The sequence below is a fragment of the Pseudonocardia sp. HH130630-07 genome (genome assembly GCF_001698125.1).
Lineage (GTDB): Bacteria > Actinomycetota > Actinomycetes > Mycobacteriales > Pseudonocardiaceae > Pseudonocardia.
On sequence record NZ_CP013854.1, the window covers coordinates 1837879 to 1851542 of the forward strand.

The 13664-nt window shown below is 73.4% G+C and carries 16 protein-coding genes; 1 reads left to right on the forward strand and 15 read right to left on the reverse strand.

What is annotated here, in order from left to right:
* Nucleotides 1-84 precede the first annotated feature (84 nt).
* The 12 genes from AFB00_RS33085 to AFB00_RS08870 all read right to left on the reverse strand — a co-directional run bounded on the left by AFB00_RS33085 (nt 85) and on the right by AFB00_RS08870 (nt 9595).
* On the reverse strand, nt 85-1068 hold the full coding sequence (locus AFB00_RS33085) for a hypothetical protein (protein WP_068796819.1): 984 nt from the start codon (nt 1066-1068) through the stop codon (nt 85-87).
* The gene (locus AFB00_RS08820; protein ID WP_068796820.1) at nt 1068-1631 is read right to left on the reverse strand and encodes a hypothetical protein; all 564 of its coding nucleotides are present in this window, start codon (nt 1629-1631) and stop codon (nt 1068-1070) included. The genes AFB00_RS33085 and AFB00_RS08820 overlap by 1 nt, the downstream gene beginning before the upstream one ends.
* Entirely contained in the window at nt 1619-2593 is a 975-nt protein-coding gene (locus AFB00_RS08825) for a hypothetical protein (protein WP_156819452.1), read from the reverse strand. The genes AFB00_RS08820 and AFB00_RS08825 overlap by 13 nt, the downstream gene beginning before the upstream one ends.
* Nucleotides 2590-3288, reverse strand: coding sequence for a hypothetical protein (locus tag AFB00_RS08830; protein WP_231974289.1), 699 nt, complete (start codon nt 3286-3288; stop codon nt 2590-2592). The genes AFB00_RS08825 and AFB00_RS08830 overlap by 4 nt, the downstream gene beginning before the upstream one ends.
* Nucleotides 3285-5021 (reverse strand): hypothetical protein, encoded by a 1737-nt coding sequence (locus tag AFB00_RS08835; RefSeq protein WP_156819453.1) that lies wholly within the window; start codon nt 5019-5021, stop codon nt 3285-3287. The genes AFB00_RS08830 and AFB00_RS08835 overlap by 4 nt, the downstream gene beginning before the upstream one ends.
* Nucleotides 5018-5761, reverse strand: coding sequence for a hypothetical protein (locus AFB00_RS08840; protein ID WP_068796823.1), 744 nt, complete (start codon nt 5759-5761; stop codon nt 5018-5020). The genes AFB00_RS08835 and AFB00_RS08840 overlap by 4 nt, the downstream gene beginning before the upstream one ends.
* A 44-nt stretch (nt 5762-5805) precedes the next feature.
* Nucleotides 5806-7719, reverse strand: coding sequence for a type IV secretory system conjugative DNA transfer family protein (locus AFB00_RS08845; RefSeq protein ID WP_068796824.1), 1914 nt, complete (start codon nt 7717-7719; stop codon nt 5806-5808).
* Nucleotides 7716-8186, reverse strand: a complete 471-nt coding sequence (locus AFB00_RS36115) for a WhiB family transcriptional regulator (protein WP_068796825.1) — start codon at nt 8184-8186, stop codon at nt 7716-7718. Before AFB00_RS36115 ends, AFB00_RS08845 begins: the two co-directional genes overlap by 4 nt.
* 101 nt (nt 8187-8287) lie before the next feature.
* Entirely contained in the window at nt 8288-8551 is a 264-nt protein-coding gene (locus tag AFB00_RS08855; RefSeq protein WP_068796826.1) for a hypothetical protein, read from the reverse strand.
* Nucleotides 8548-8814, reverse strand: coding sequence for a hypothetical protein (locus AFB00_RS08860; RefSeq protein WP_156819454.1), 267 nt, complete (start codon nt 8812-8814; stop codon nt 8548-8550). Before AFB00_RS08860 ends, AFB00_RS08855 begins: the two co-directional genes overlap by 4 nt.
* Nucleotides 8815-9107: 293 nt before the next feature.
* On the reverse strand, nt 9108-9365 hold the full coding sequence (locus AFB00_RS08865; RefSeq protein ID WP_068796828.1) for a hypothetical protein: 258 nt from the start codon (nt 9363-9365) through the stop codon (nt 9108-9110).
* A complete protein-coding gene (locus AFB00_RS08870; RefSeq protein ID WP_231974291.1) occupies nt 9365-9595 on the reverse strand; it encodes a helix-turn-helix domain-containing protein in 231 nt (76 codons plus the stop codon). Before AFB00_RS08870 ends, AFB00_RS08865 begins: the two co-directional genes overlap by 1 nt.
* A 255-nt stretch (nt 9596-9850) precedes the next feature.
* On the opposite strand from AFB00_RS08870, the gene AFB00_RS08875 reads away from it, so the two are divergent.
* On the forward strand, nt 9851-10975 hold the full coding sequence (locus tag AFB00_RS08875; RefSeq protein ID WP_068796830.1) for a hypothetical protein: 1125 nt from the start codon (nt 9851-9853) through the stop codon (nt 10973-10975).
* Here AFB00_RS08875 and AFB00_RS08880 read toward each other — a convergent pair.
* The 3 genes from AFB00_RS08880 to AFB00_RS08890 are packed head-to-tail and all read right to left on the reverse strand — an operon-like array spanning nt 10958 to nt 13589.
* On the reverse strand, nt 10958-11539 hold the full coding sequence (locus AFB00_RS08880) for an NUDIX hydrolase (RefSeq protein ID WP_068796831.1): 582 nt from the start codon (nt 11537-11539) through the stop codon (nt 10958-10960). The genes AFB00_RS08875 and AFB00_RS08880 overlap by 18 nt on opposite strands.
* A gap of 35 nt (nt 11540-11574) precedes the next feature.
* Nucleotides 11575-12189 (reverse strand): GntR family transcriptional regulator, encoded by a 615-nt coding sequence (locus tag AFB00_RS08885; RefSeq protein WP_083275378.1) that lies wholly within the window; start codon nt 12187-12189, stop codon nt 11575-11577.
* Nucleotides 12081-13589, reverse strand: a complete 1509-nt coding sequence (locus tag AFB00_RS08890) for a tyrosine-type recombinase/integrase (protein ID WP_068796833.1) — start codon at nt 13587-13589, stop codon at nt 12081-12083. The genes AFB00_RS08885 and AFB00_RS08890 overlap by 109 nt, the downstream gene beginning before the upstream one ends.
* Between the last annotated feature and the right edge of the window lie 75 nt (nt 13590-13664).

The window sequence follows — 13664 nt, forward strand, 5'->3', positions numbered from 1 at the left end:
CGGTGTAGTGCTGCTCGATGCTGATGCTGCGCTGGTCCTTCCTGCTGGTGTGCGTGCTCGGCTGGGTGTCCTGGTGCTGGCTACTCATGGCTGAGTCCTGGCGGTGTGTTCGGTGGCGACGAGGTGCAGGCCGGTCTCGGCCTGCTGGGGCTGTTCGCGGAGCTGCTTCAGGGCCCGGGCGGCGGTTCCCCGGCCGACCTCGGCCAGCTCCTCCAGCTCCCGGACCGTCGGCAGGCCGCCGTGGCGTGCCCGGTGGGTCACGGCCAGTTCTCGGGCCCGGTCCAGGACCGGGGCACCCGCCCCGGTCACCCCCGCCCCGTCATCGTGGGACACCACCGGGGCCGCGGTCGGCTCTCGGTGGGACACCGGGTGGGACAGCTCCTGGGACGGGCCCGGGATCACCGGCCCGTCCAACACGGGACGCTCTGGGTGTCCCGACCCGTGTCCCACCGGAACCGACGGGACGGGCGGGACGGGCGAGGGGGCGGCGGGCTCGCGGGTCTGTACCCGGATCGTCGCCTGCACCGGCCCCGCCACCGGTCCGGCCGTCTCCTCACGCACGGGCTCGACGCCGGTGTGGGTGGGGTGCGCGGCGGCGAGGAGGTAGAGCAGGTGCGCCACCACCGCGGCCGCGACCGCGGGCCACGCCCCGACACCGAAGCGCAGCAACGGCTCCGCCGGCACCGGAGCAGCGCCCGGCGCCGGGACCGGAGCGGCCAGGAACATCGCCTGCGCCAACCCCGACAAGCCCGCGGCGATGATCACCACAGCCCAGGCGTAGCGGGCCGCGCCACCGCGCAGCCGGGCGGTCGCGGTGTAGGCGACCAGCGCCAGGCCGTCGGTGATCAACGGGTAGAGCCACGCAATGCCCTTGGGTACGCGGGCAGCGACGGCGACCTCGTAGAGACCGTGCGCGGTCGCGACCGCCGCGCCGACCGCCACCGCGAGCCCGGGCAGCCACAACCCGGCCCGGGACCACCGCTGCCCCGACCCCGGCCGCGCGCCCGACGGCGATACGGACGGCGGGGCGGACGGCGCTGCGGCGTGCTCGGCGGTGTGGGTGTTCATCAGCCGCTCCCGTCGTCGTAGAGGTCGCTGGAGTCGGTGCTGTCGGTTGGGTGGCGGTGCTGGTGGTGGCCCTCGGCGTAGAGGCGGTCCTCGACGTCGGCGAGACCGAGCAGGTCCAGTTCCCACCCGCCCGCGGGACGCCCGAACCGGGCGGTCTGCTCATCGAGGTAGGCCGCGACCTCCGCCCGCGCAGCCCCCGGCTCGTAGCCACAGGTCGCCAAGCGCTGCACCGCCTGGTCGGGGTGCAACCGCAGGTAGTCCGGATAGCGGGCGATCAGCTCGGTGACCGGGGTCTGCTCCAGCTCGTCGGCGCGCTCACGCAGCTCCCGTGAGCGCCCCGGTTCCGGATCAGCGACCCCGGTCCGGGCCCGGAACTCGTCGTTGCGATCAGCCAGCGCCCGCATCTGCCACACCGAGGGCACCGACGCCCGCACCACCGGTCCCCCGTCCACCGCCGTCCCGTCCAGCGGCACCGCGTCGGTGTCCGGGGTGGTGTCGCGGTAGCGGCCCACCAGCTCGGCGAAGGCGTCCCGGTCCGGGTTCGGGTCGTTCATCGCGTCCACGGGTCGTCTCCGTCCCCATCGTCGAGACCGGACTCGCGCCACGGATCGCAGTCGTAGCGGCAGCCCGGCGCCTCGTCCTCGGCGTCGAGGCCGGCATCGAGATCGAGCTGCACCTCGGCCAGCGCGCGACGGGCCTGCTCCAGCGGATCGGGCACACCCCAGGCAGGGACCACCTGGTCGAGGTCGACCCGGTCCGACGGCTCGGTGCTGCTGCCCACCTCCCACGGGTCGACGTGCGGCCGGTCCCGGTCGATGACGAGCCGCTCACCGGCGCCGCCGTCCGCGTCGACCTCGTCGGCGCTGTCGTCGGCGCTGTCGTCCTGCTCGTCGTACTCGCCGAACCCGTCGCGCATGAGCTGCTCGTAGTCGGCGCCGGCGACGATCGCGCCCAGCTCGTCGTTCTCGGCGAACCACGCCTGCCACCCCGCCCGATCGCCTGCGGTGATCTCCTCCATCGCCGCAGCCAGGTCGTCGTAGCTACCGGTCGCTGCCCCGGCCCGCGGCTCGGGCCAGTCCACGACCGCGCCGGCCTGCTCGGTGCCCGCGTCGGTGGCGGCGCTGTCGTCCGGCTGGTCGACGGTGCCGGTGTGCTCCAGCGCGTCGTCGACGGCCTCCTCGACCGGTCGCGGGTCCGCCGTGCGCGGCTGCTCGGTGGTGTAGGTGGCGGGGTCGTAGGCGGTGGCGGCGCTGTCGTGCAGCGTCCGGGCCCGCTCGGCGATCGCGGGCGTGTCGACGTCCCGGCCCAGGGCGGCGTCACGTAGCCCGGTCCTCGCGTCCTCGACGAGCGCAAACAGCCGCCGCGAACGATCCTCGACCGCGTCATAGACCGCGTCGCTGCCCACGAAGTCCTCGCTCGAGAGCGCGGCCTGGTCGGCGTCGTAGGCGCGCTTGACCTCACGTACCGCCGACACCGCGTCCCGCAGCCGCGACCAGTAGCCCCCGCCCCGCGCCGCGCCGCTCACGCGCTCCACTTCCGCTCACCCGACCCGGACGCCGTGTCGGCCGCCGCGGGTTCAGGAGCGGCGCCGTCACGGTCGAGCGCCCACCAGCGCGCCATCGAGGCGATCGCGTCGCGGCCCGGGACCGCGACCGGCCCGGACGGTGGGCTCGCCCACCCCGCGCGGGTCTGGTGCTTCTCCACCGAACAGCTCTTGGCCTGGCGCCCGATCCGAGCAACCACCCCCGGGCGCTGGCGGTCGTGCCAGTCCCCCGCCGCCCCCACCGACGCCGCCGGACCCTGATACGCCGCGAGCCAGGCGTGCATCAACCACAGCAGCTCCTCGACCACGTCGGGGTGCCACAACCAGCACGGCGGCAACGACCCCGCGGCGTCGGGATAGCGCAGATACACCGCCTCCAACCAGCCACACAGCTCATCAAGCAGCTTCTGCACGTGCCCCGGGTCGGCGGGGGCGAGCAGCCACGACGGCGCCGCCGGCACCCGCCGCCGGGCGGTCAACGCGGCCAGGGCCTCGGAGAGCTGCCCGACCAGCCGGGCCAGGTCCGCGACCTGCTCGGGCACCGGCTCCAACTCCCCGACCGCCCGACGCAAGGCGTCGACCTCCCGGGCCAACCCGGCCAGCACCGGACCCTCCGAACCCGAACCCAGACCGGGGCTGGTGGGCTGGGGGTGTTCGGGCATCTCGTGCTCGCTCATCGCCCGGCCTCCTCGGTGTCGTCGTCGACGTCCACCCGCGACCCGGCGGCGACCGCCGGGGACTGGTCGGTGTCGGCGTCGTCCGCGGCGTCGGCGTAGGCCGCCGCGCAGCTCGTCGTGACCTGACGAGCGAGCGGGTCACCCTGCTCGGCGTCTACCGGCGGGGCCGCGTCGTCGCGTTCCCGCGGCTCGCCGCTCCGGGCGGCAGCTCGATCAGCTCGGTCAGCCGGTTCGGCTGCGTCGTGGCGGGGGCCGGGGAACTCGGCGCCGTCGAGACGGTGGGCGTTGGTGATCGTGGCCGGGTCAGTGGAGGTCCAGAACGTGTCCGGCCGGTTGACCTCGCACGCGTCGATCACCTTGGGGTCGCGGACCAGGGGGTCGTGCTGGCGCGGGTGCTGCCCGTCGAGGAACAACTCCAGGGTCAGCGGGTGGTCCTCGACCGGCTCGTCCCGCAGCCGCTCCGCCGTCGCCCGCGACTTGGCGAATGACTCCTCCCGCGCCCGCTGTGCCGCCGCCTCGGCAGGATCGGGGTAGGACCAGTAGGTGGCCGGTCGGTCGGCGGGCGCGCACGACTCCAGCGTCGCCGGGTCACGCACCAGCGGGTCGTGCTGGCGCGGGTGGGTGCCCTCAATGAACGCCCACGACGTGAACGGGTGGTCCTCGACCGGCTCGTCCTGCAGCCGCTCCACGATCTCCCACTCGGTCTCCACCCGCCCCGACTGCTCCGGCACGGCCGGCACCGGCCGATCGCCGGCCCCGACGTCACCCGGCGCCTGGACGTCCTCGCCACGGCCGGACTGCGCGGCGCCGTCGGAGTCCCGACCCGGACGCAGGACGGGGCCGAGTTGCAGCTCGACGTGTGCACGGGTCGTGTCGCCGGTCAGCTCGTCCCAGCGGGGCGGGGCGAACCGGTCGGGGTCGGAGTCCAGGCCGCGGTCGGTGCAGTACAGCTCGACGGCGTGGTTGGCCTGCACCCGCAGCCGCTCGACGTCGACCCCGGTGCGGGCCGAGAGCGACTCCGCGACCGCGGCAGCCTCCGCACGCACCGACGCCGGCTCATCCAGGCTCCCGCCGCGGCGGTCCAGCTCACACAGGGTCCGCCACTGGACCTCGTTCACCGCCGCCGCAGACACGTCCTCACCAGCCACCGGGACGTCCAGCTCCGCGCCGTCGGTGTCGGCCTGGGCGCGGGCCTCCCACACCAGCGCCTGAACCTGCAGCCACTCCGCGATCGAGCGCCGCCCAGCACTCTGCGCGACCCGGGCCTGATCCCGAGCCGCCGCAGCCAGAGCCCGGTTCTTCACCCGCCCGACCGACCGCTCCTCTCCGGCCGACGGAGCCTCATCGCTCGGCGGAGCCTGCGCGTCCGCGTCCGCGTCCGCGCCACGGGTGTCGTCCTCGACGTCGTGGAGGCCCTCGCCCCAGCCGGTGTCGGTGCCCAGCTTGGCGACCAGCTCGTCGCTGCCGTCGTCGAGGATCTCCAGCCACGGCGCCCGGGCGCGGATCCGATCCTGCTCGAACAACCGCACCAGGGCCCGCTCGTGACGGCGGGACACCCGCTCGGCCAGCCGACCGGTCTGCGGGTTCCGCACGTGCGCGACCCGCTCCGTGCCGACCAGCGCGATCTCCCCACGCTCGATCCGGCCCAGGACATCGTCGAGGACCCCGGCCCGCGGCTGCGACCAGCGTCCCCAGAACGAACGCCGGCTGGTCATCTCCTCGCGCCCGCTCACCGCTCCCACCCCGCCACGTCCGAGCCGTCGATGGCGTCGTGGCCGGCACCGAACCGGCTATCGGTGCTGGCGTCGTCCTCCGTCGCGACCGAGAGGACCGCGGCCCGGACCCGGTCATCGAGCGCCGCCACGTCCGCACCCGGGCCCTGTGTGTCGGGTCGTCCGGCGTCGTCGTCCGGCTCGTCGGGTTCCCGCTCCGGCGCGGTGGGGGTCGTATCGCGGTGGGACAGTTCGCGGCCCTGCCGCCCGAGGGTGACGTAGCGCGGCACCGGGTCGCAGCCCTGCTGCTCGGTCAGCTCCCGGGTCCCGGTGTGGTGCGAGCGATAACCCCACATCTCGACCTCGTCGCGGAGCCGCTGCAGCTGCTCCGGATCGGCCGTGGCGTCCTCGGCGGCCAGCACCGCGTCGACGGCACGCTGCTCGGCGCGGGCCTGGGCCTGTTCGACGGTCTCCCCGTCTGCGGAGTTCACCCAGCTGAACCGCTGGCGGACCTCGGCCAGGTCCTCGTCGTCGACCTGCCACCCACCGTCGGGGCGGCCGTGCTCACCGGTGCTCTCCTGCAGGTAGAGGCCCAGCATCGCCTCGGCGTCGGCCCGGCCACCGGGTAGCCCGGCGGCCAGGACGTCCACGCCCTGGGCCGGGGTCATCAGCCGGTAGCCGGCCGCCGCGGTCGTGTCCTGGTGGTCGTCCTTGTAGTCGCCCTGCGCTGTGTCGTGGTCGATGGGGTCGTTCGTGGTCATGGTCTGGTCTCCTGAGAACGATGTGGTGGGGCGGTCGGCGCGGGTCACGGCCGGTCACCGCCCTCGGAGTGGTCCTCACCGGCGCGGGAATCGGCTGCTGCGGTGAGTGCGGCGGTGACCTGCGCGGGGCCGGTGTGGATGGCGCGCAGCTCGGCGAACATCGCGTTCGCCTGCACCCGCCGCTGCGCGGCCGGGCCGAACTTCGCCGGCCACCGGCCGGCCAGCACCGTCAGCGCGCGCTCGGTCTGCTGATCACGCCACGTCGCGGCCTGGTCCAGGCGCCGGTACCAGCGGGTCTCGGCCTCCACGCGGCGCAGCAGCCGCGCCCGACGACGGATGTCGCGGCGCTTCCACGCCATCCGGGTGCGCCCGATCACCGGCGGGATACCGCGGCGGATCACCACCACCCGCCCCGCGGGCAGGTTCGCGATCTGCGCCGGAGCGAGCACCGGCACCTTGCGCACGGTGCGCGAGCTGACCTTGCCGTTCGCGTCGCTGGTGGTGACCTTCTCGTCGCGGTCCCCGGCCAGGGTCGACCAGAACTCCAGATCCGCCTTGTCCCGCGTACCGCCGAAGATCATCAGCCCGGCGGTGTTGTTCAGGATCGTCGCCGCCCCGTGCTCACCCCACCGGCCCAGGATCTGGGCGCGGGACTGGAACGCCGCGACGATGTTCACCCCACGACCACCCATGTCCGCCGTCCACGACTCCAGGGGAACCGGGGAGATGAGGGCGGCTTCGTCGAGGAACAACCCCAGCGGCGGGTCCAACCGCCCCGAGGGCTGGTGGGCAGCCAGGCGGCGGGCCTCGCGGGCGATGTGCCCGGTCAACGCGCACACCAGCGGAGCGGTCTGGGCCTCCTCCGCGCCCAGCAGGAACACCGTCGCCCGCTCCTCCAACAGGCGGGCGACGTCGAACCCGCGACCGGGCTCGGCCGCCGCTGCGGCGGCGGGGTGGGTGAGCCAGCCCAACGCGGGCATGATCGATGAGGTGATCGAGGAGCGGGTGCGCTCGTTGGTCTCCAGGAACTGCATCGCGTCCTGCTCGAACGCCGCCGCCCCCGAGCGGCGCAACAACGCCGGGACGTCGTGCCCGGCCAGGTCCGGGTTCGCCACCCAGCCCAGGACGTCGGCCATCCGGCGCCCGCCCAACGCGGCGGCGTGGAGCAGCGCGGCCAGGACGCGGCGGGCCTGACCGTCCCAGAACTCCCGATCCCCACCCGACCCGCGCGAGACCGCGGCGATCATGTCGGTGGCCCGCTCAGTCGCCGTCACCGGATCCATGCAGCCCGTGAGCGGGTCGAACGTGATCGTCGACGGGCGCCCGCCGAGCCCGGCCGGGTTGAACACCGACACCGGCCCCCGAGCCGCACGCAACGGCTCACACAGCTCCAGGAGATCGGTGCGGGTCGAGGTCACCAGCGCCGCCCCCGAAGCGTCCAGAACCCGCCCGGCCAGCCACCCCGTCTTCCCGGTCCGCGGCCCACCGACGACGATCACCACGTCCTCGGTCGAGGTCCACACCCGCAACCCACCGGTCCGACACAACTCGGTGCCCGCCGCCGAGGTCGGCAGGCGCAGGCGCTCCCACCGCGACAGCGCGGCCAGCGACGGCCGCACCGTGGACGCCTTCCTCCGAACCGCGAGGGTCCCGGCGTGGCGGACGATGTCCAGACTGGAGGCGACACCGGCGCGACGGCGGGTGCGGGCCGCCCACCGGGAGATCGTGGCCGAGGACTTCGACCACCGGTGCCACACCACCGCCACGACCAGCAGAGCGGCGACGGCGAACGCCGGCCACGACAACGCCTGCAACAACGTCGCCGCCGGCAGCATCGCCACCGCACCGAGGCCGACCGCGATCACCCGGGCCCCGCGCGACCACGCCAGCGCCGCCGCGGCGGCGAACGCCGCCAGGATGAGCAGGGTTGCTCCGACCGTGGTGAACAGCGCGATCATCGGGTCACCTGCCCGGTCCGGGCGGCGATGAGGTCTGCGGCCCAGCGGTCGACCGTGCGCCGCGACACCCCGCACTGCGCCGCCACGACATCGCGGGCCCGGCCCGCGGCCAGCGCGGCGTAACCGGCCCGCCGCGACGGCGAACACGGCGCGCCCGCAGTCCGGACCGGGACTGGGGTCACCGGCACCCGCCGCGCCCGCGACCGGGACCGGCGCAGCTCGGCGCGCTCGTCCTCGCCCAGACCGCCGGCCACCCCGAACGGCAGCGCGTCGAGGGCCCAGGCCAGGCAACGGGCCCGCACCGGGCACCCCGCGCACACCGCCTTCGCCGCCGCCTCGGCCCTCACCCGCTCCGGCCCGGACTCCGCGGCCGGGAAGAACACCTCCGGATCCGTGCTGCCGCACGCACCGTGGGCGCGCCAGTCCCGACCCTCGCCGACCTGCTGCCGGCGCTCTACGCTGACCATCTCTCCTGCCTCCATCTGTTCGGTGGGGAGAGCGGCCCGGCGTCGTGTGTCCGCCAAGATCCCGTCGCCGGGCCGACCCATCCCTCGGTTCTGATGCGCGCTCACTCCAGAGCCCCCGCACCGCTGATCTCCTCAGCCAGCTGCCGCTGCCCGGCGTCGAGATCCACCTCGGCCTGCGCCAGCACGTCCCGCAGCCGGGCCAGCTGGAACCGGTCGAGAAACACCGTGACCGCACCGGTGTTGCTGCCCAGCCGGACCGTCACGCGGTCCTCCGCGGCATAGGCATCCACGCGCGCCGGCGCACCCTCGTGCCAGTGCAGACTCACCCCGACGTGCGAGGTCGGAAGGAACGACGGGCGGCTCACCGCAGACCCCCCGCGGGGACACCGGCCGCCGTGGACGCGGCGCTGATCTCGACCGGCTCCCCGACCCGGCCCAGCTCGTCCGGGCACAGCACCGACCCGTCCGGGTGCGAGAACTCCGGCACCGCCCCGGCACGGGCCGGCCACCCCGACGGCGGCGCGTCCACCACCGGGCCACCGCAGCCCGGGCACACCAGCTCGGACACATCCACCCAGACGACGTCGTCGTCCAGCTCCAGCACATCGACAACTGCTGCTGTGGTCATGCTGACCTCCGAGATCGACGGGAAAGAAGACGTGGAGGGACGGGCGGTCCGGCCCCCGGTGGCGGGCGCACGCCCCGCCGCCTCAGCGCGCAGCGCGCACGGCCTCCGAGGCTGGCCGTCCAGGGCCGGCCCACGGCCGGTCGCGCAGCGACGCGCAGCGCCCTTGATGGGGAGTGAGGCCGGGCCAAGCTCGGGCCGGTCGGCCCTCCCCCCGCCCCCAGCGGGACCTCCGCCGTCCTCGGCCTGCGCGGCCCTGAGCGCGAACCCCTCACCCGCACCACTCGCGGCCGGGCTCACTGCCCCTCACCACCGGACTCGACCTGCGCCTCGCCATCGGCGGTCTGCTCGCCGGTCAGCGCCGGCGTCGCCGCCTGATCGAACGCCGACACGAACGTCGCGATCGCACCCGGCACGCCCTGACCAACCGGCGTCGCGATGAACACCACCGCCGCCACCACCGAGAAGAACGCCGCCCCACCAGCCGACCGCGCCTTCGCACAGACCACCGCGGCCAGAACCAGCACCAGCAGCACCACACCGACGGCGCCCATCAGCCGGCGCTCCCCTGCTGCTGCGCGGGCACCCAACCGGCGGCGTCGACAACGGTCTGCTCGGCGATCGCGAGGTCAGCGATCGCCTCGATCGCTTTCGCCGGGACGATCAGCCGTCCGCGGATCCGGACCGCGGGGAACTCCCCCGCGGAGATTGCCCGGTAGACGGTCATCGGTGACATCCCGAGGAGCGCCGCGGCCTGGGCCACGCTGTAGAACCTCGGCGCCATCGGCGCCGTCTCCGTCCGGAGCTGACTCATCTCGACCCCAATCTGTACACGTACGGCACATGTACTGAACAAGTAAGGCACGAGTGGCGATCAGAGTCAATCGCCGTTGCCTGCCGTGGAGACGAGATTGCAGCTGTGAACGGTGGTGTCGGGAGATGACGTGGGATGACGCGAGGTGATGCGACGATCCACATCAGGGTTGATTTCCGCAGCTCAGCGGGTCACCGTGGATCCCGGCACGAGGGGGCGTCGTCGATGGGTAACCGTCTCGCGCAGGTGCGGGAGGAGCGCGGCTGGAAGAAGGCCCGACTGCTTCACGAGCTGCGGGCTGCAGCCACGCGGCGAGGCGAGCAGTTGCCGAAGGACGAGAGCCTCGCGCGCCGGATCGCGGTCTGGGAGAACCAGGGAGGCGTCGTCAGCGACTTCTACCGCGAGCTGCTGGCCGAGGCATACGGGTGCTCCGCCAGCGACCTCGGCCTGGAGCAACCCGCGGTGCCGGCACGGGGCGCCTCGCCACCGGAAGACGAGCTGTTCGAGCTTCCCGAGTTCGCACGACTGGACTCCGGCTTGGTCGCTCTCCTCCGATCCCAGACGCAGACGATCCGGCTACTCGACCGGCGACTCGGCGGATCAACGGTGCACGGCCAGGCGGTCGCGCACGTCGAGACCGTCGAGACATTGGTTCGGAACGCCTTGCCGGGGACGGCACGCGAGGAGGCGGCCGACGAGCTGGGGCAGGCCGCAGCGCTGGCCGGGTGGCAGGCGCTCGACATGGGGCGGCTCCCCGAGGCGTGGCGTCTGCACGAGATCGCCACTGCGGCAGCTCGGGAGAGCGGGCAGCCGTCGGGACTGGGGTACGCACGGGCGCAGCAGGCGTTCATTCTGCTGGACGCCGGCCGCCCCCACGACGCGCACGACCTCATCGTCTCGGCGCGCGAACTCACCGCCGGCTCGGTCCCGAACGAGCTGCTGGCCTGGCTCCGCGCCGCGGAGGGCGAGTCCCTGGCGGCTCTCGGCGAACGGGACGCCGCTCTACGCGCGCTCGACGCAGCCGCGGCAGCGCTGCCCGCTCAGCCGGAGCAGGCGCTGCCGTACCTGATGCTGGACGCCGGACACCTGGCCCGGTGGCGTGGGCACTGCCTCGCCCGGCTCGGTGAGGCGTCTGCGATCCAGGATCTTGGGACTGCCCTCACAGCGATGCCGGAGGGCCAGTACGGACGCGCAGAAGTGAGCCTGCGGGTCGACCTCGCACTGGCGCTACGGGCGCGCGGTGAGGCCGACGAATCGCGAGCCCAGGCGGAGCGAGCCGGCCAGCTGGCCGGACGAACCGGGTCACAACGTCAGCGGCGCCGGATCCGGGATCTACTCGGCGCAGCGTGATGCCGCCGCTGGCCCTGACAGCGCCAGGACGTGCAGCAGCCCGACGAGAGCGCCCGAGTTGCCGACTTCTCCAGCCGCGATCAGACCTGGGACCTCGGCGAGCGGGACCCACCGGAACGTTCCCTCGTTGCGTTCGGTCGGCTCGGCAGTTCGCTCGGCACCGCGTGCAAGGAACACGTGATGCGCACTGCGGACCGTGCCGGCCATCGGCTCGAAGGTCACGAGGTGCTCGACCGATCGAGGCCGGTAGCCGGTCTCCTCCTCGACCTCTCGCGCCGCGGTCTCGGCTGGCGTCTCATCGGCATCGAGCAGCCCACCGGGGAGTTCCCAGTTCCACAGGCTCGGCACGAATCGATGCCGCCAGGACAGCAGCACGTTCCGGCCCGCGTCATCCAGGACAACGGTCATGGCCGCCTCCGGCAGCGTGACGGTGTGGTGCTCGAACCGTTCACCCGACGGCTGTGAGATGTCGGCCAGCCCGACCGTGACCCACTCGTTCTCGTAGATGGCTCGCTCGCCGTGCACTTTCCAGGCGTCCGGCGGGACGTCGTCCGGGGCCGTCATGGCTCCAACCGTAGCCTGCCCAGGGCGAGCTACGGTCAGGAATCGACCGGCCGCACGAACGCACCGGCCCCATGCCGTACGACGACGGCCCCGGACTCCGCCAACACTTTGTAGGCCCGCCGAGCCGTGTTGCGCGAGACGTCGTACCGCCCCATCACGGTCGCCTCGCTCGGCAGGGGCTCCCCCGGTGCGAGCGTGCCGGCCCGGATCTCCGCAGCGAGGTCATCGGCGATCCGCCCGTAGGCGGTTGTTCGATCCGCGCCGGAGCCGCCGATCACCCGGCGACCGACCCCCGGGACTACCTCGATCAGTTCCTCGTCGACGAGGACGGCGAGGGCGGCGCGCACCGTTCCACGGGCGACGTCGTGCTGTTCTGCGAGTCCGGCCTCGGACGGCAGCATTGCCCCGGGCTGCAGCAGGCCGTCGCGGATTCGGGCACGCAGCTCGTCCGCGATCCGTCCTGACGTCCCACGAGGGGCCACAGTGCACACGCTCCCCGGATCGATGCCTGTCCGACGGAGCGTAGCTTGCCGGTGACGCGCTACACCCCGTTGAGCACGCGGGCACCGTGCCCCGGCACGACCTCGACGTAGCCCCACTCCGCCAGCAGCTTCACCGCGCGCTGCACGGTGGCCGCCGAGCCTCCGCATGCGGCGGCGATCCCCTTGAACGGTGGAAGCGTCTGCCCGGGCGCCCACCTGCCGTTGTCGATCTCAGTCCGGAGCTCGACGGCCAGGCGCTCGAACGGGTGCCTGGGCACGAAGGCGTCCGGCGCCGTTGGCACAGCCTCGGTGACCGGTGGCCGCTGAGGGAGCCGGGCATAGAGGCTTGCGGACGCCCGCTGGTCCGCTTCCTCGACCCACGCCGAGTACACCCGGAGCGTGGTTGTGCCCCCGCCCCCGTGACCGAGGCGGCCGGCGACCGTGCGCGGGTCGACTCCGGCGGCGATCAGCTCGGTCGCCGAGTAGTGCCGCAGCTTGTGCAGTGTCGTGGAGATCCCGAGTCGTCGTGCCAGCTTCCCGTAGCGCTGGGTCACCGAGTCGGGGAGCAGGTGAGTCGAGCCGTCCGGCGAACGGGAGAACACGAACGCGGCACGAGTCAGGGCAGCGCCGACCTGCTCGGCGTTCCGGCAGCAGAGTTCGTGGTGCGCGCGCAGGAGGCCGACCGTGTGTTCGTCGAGGGTGAGCCGTCGCTGCTGATGGGTCTTGGTGTCCTTCTCCCAGACCTGACCGTCACGCTGGCCGATGCTCCGCGCCAGCGTCAGCACGCCTCGATCGAGATCGAGGTCCCGCCACCTGATGCCGCACAGCTCCCCACGGCGCTGCCCGGTGACCATGACCAGCCAGACGAGGAGCCCCCACTCCGGGTCCCGCTCCCACGCCGCGCCGAGGATCTGCGCCGCCTCGGTCGCGCTCGGCGGCTGCGGGTTCGGTCGCGGTGCCGCCGGCGGCTCGGCCTCGACGATCGGATTCGTCGCGATCCACCGCCAGCGAACCGCGCGCTTCAAGGCACCGCTGAGGATGAAGTGGATCTGCCGGATGGTGCCGGCCGCCAGCGGGCGGCACGCGTGCGATCGGCATCGGTCGTCGCACTCGTGGTCACGGTCGGTGCGGTGTTCGACGAACGGGCGCCGGTCGCAGTGCACCCTGCAGCGACGCAACTCGGCGTAGAACGAGTCGAACAGCGCGCCGTCGATCGCGCCGACCTTCGTCGTGCCGATCAGCGGTCGGATATGACGGTCCGCGTATCCCCGGTAGGTGGACAGCGTGTTGCGATCGAGGTCCGCCATCTCGAAATGCTTGTCGAGCAGGTGGTCGACCGTCGCGCCGGTGCGCGGGCTACGTCGCTCGTCGACCTGGGTCGCAAGCCGACGCATGACCTTCTCGGCCTCACGCTCGGCGTTCGGCCCTGCCGGAACGGTCTCCCGCAGGTAGTGCCGACGCTTCGACACTGGGTCGATCCCGGCGTAGACGACTACGCGCAGCGACCCACTCGGCAGCTCCTCGACGCTGCCCCGCGGCCGGGTCGACCGCTTCCGTGTACCGGCCATGACCAGGAAGGCTAGCAGCGGCTCCGCACCACAAGTGATCCCACGAGAGCTGCACTTGAGCTACGCTACGGCGCA

Bases quoted from the DNA above. Each gene is read 5' to 3' on its own strand.
- AFB00_RS08880 (WP_068796831.1), bottom strand. From the start codon at position 11,539: ATGACGGCCCCGGACGACGTCCCGCCGGACGCCTGGAAAGTGCACGGC.
- AFB00_RS08860 (WP_156819454.1), bottom strand. From the start codon at position 8,814: ATGACCACAGCAGCAGTTGTCGATGTGCTGGAGCTGGACGACGACGTC.
- AFB00_RS08875 (WP_068796830.1), top strand. From the start codon at position 9,851: ATGGGTAACCGTCTCGCGCAGGTGCGGGAGGAGCGCGGCTGGAAGAAG.
- AFB00_RS33085 (WP_068796819.1), bottom strand. From the start codon at position 1,068: ATGAACACCCACACCGCCGAGCACGCCGCAGCGCCGTCCGCCCCGCCG.
- AFB00_RS08865 (WP_068796828.1), bottom strand. From the start codon at position 9,365: ATGGGCGCCGTCGGTGTGGTGCTGCTGGTGCTGGTTCTGGCCGCGGTG.
- AFB00_RS08885 (WP_083275378.1), bottom strand. From the start codon at position 12,189: ATGCGGAGGCTCGGCGGCCACCGTGCAGCGCGCGGTGAAGCTGCTGGC.
- AFB00_RS08870 (WP_231974291.1), bottom strand. From the start codon at position 9,595: ATGGCGCCGAGGTTCTACAGCGTGGCCCAGGCCGCGGCGCTCCTCGGG.
- AFB00_RS08840 (WP_068796823.1), bottom strand. From the start codon at position 5,761: ATGACCACGAACGACCCCATCGACCACGACACAGCGCAGGGCGACTAC.
- AFB00_RS36115 (WP_068796825.1), bottom strand. From the start codon at position 8,186: ATGGTCAGCGTAGAGCGCCGGCAGCAGGTCGGCGAGGGTCGGGACTGG.
- AFB00_RS08890 (WP_068796833.1), bottom strand. From the start codon at position 13,589: ATGGCCGGTACACGGAAGCGGTCGACCCGGCCGCGGGGCAGCGTCGAG.
- AFB00_RS08830 (WP_231974289.1), bottom strand. From the start codon at position 3,288: ATGAGCGAGCACGAGATGCCCGAACACCCCCAGCCCACCAGCCCCGGT.
- AFB00_RS08845 (WP_068796824.1), bottom strand. From the start codon at position 7,719: ATGATCGCGCTGTTCACCACGGTCGGAGCAACCCTGCTCATCCTGGCG.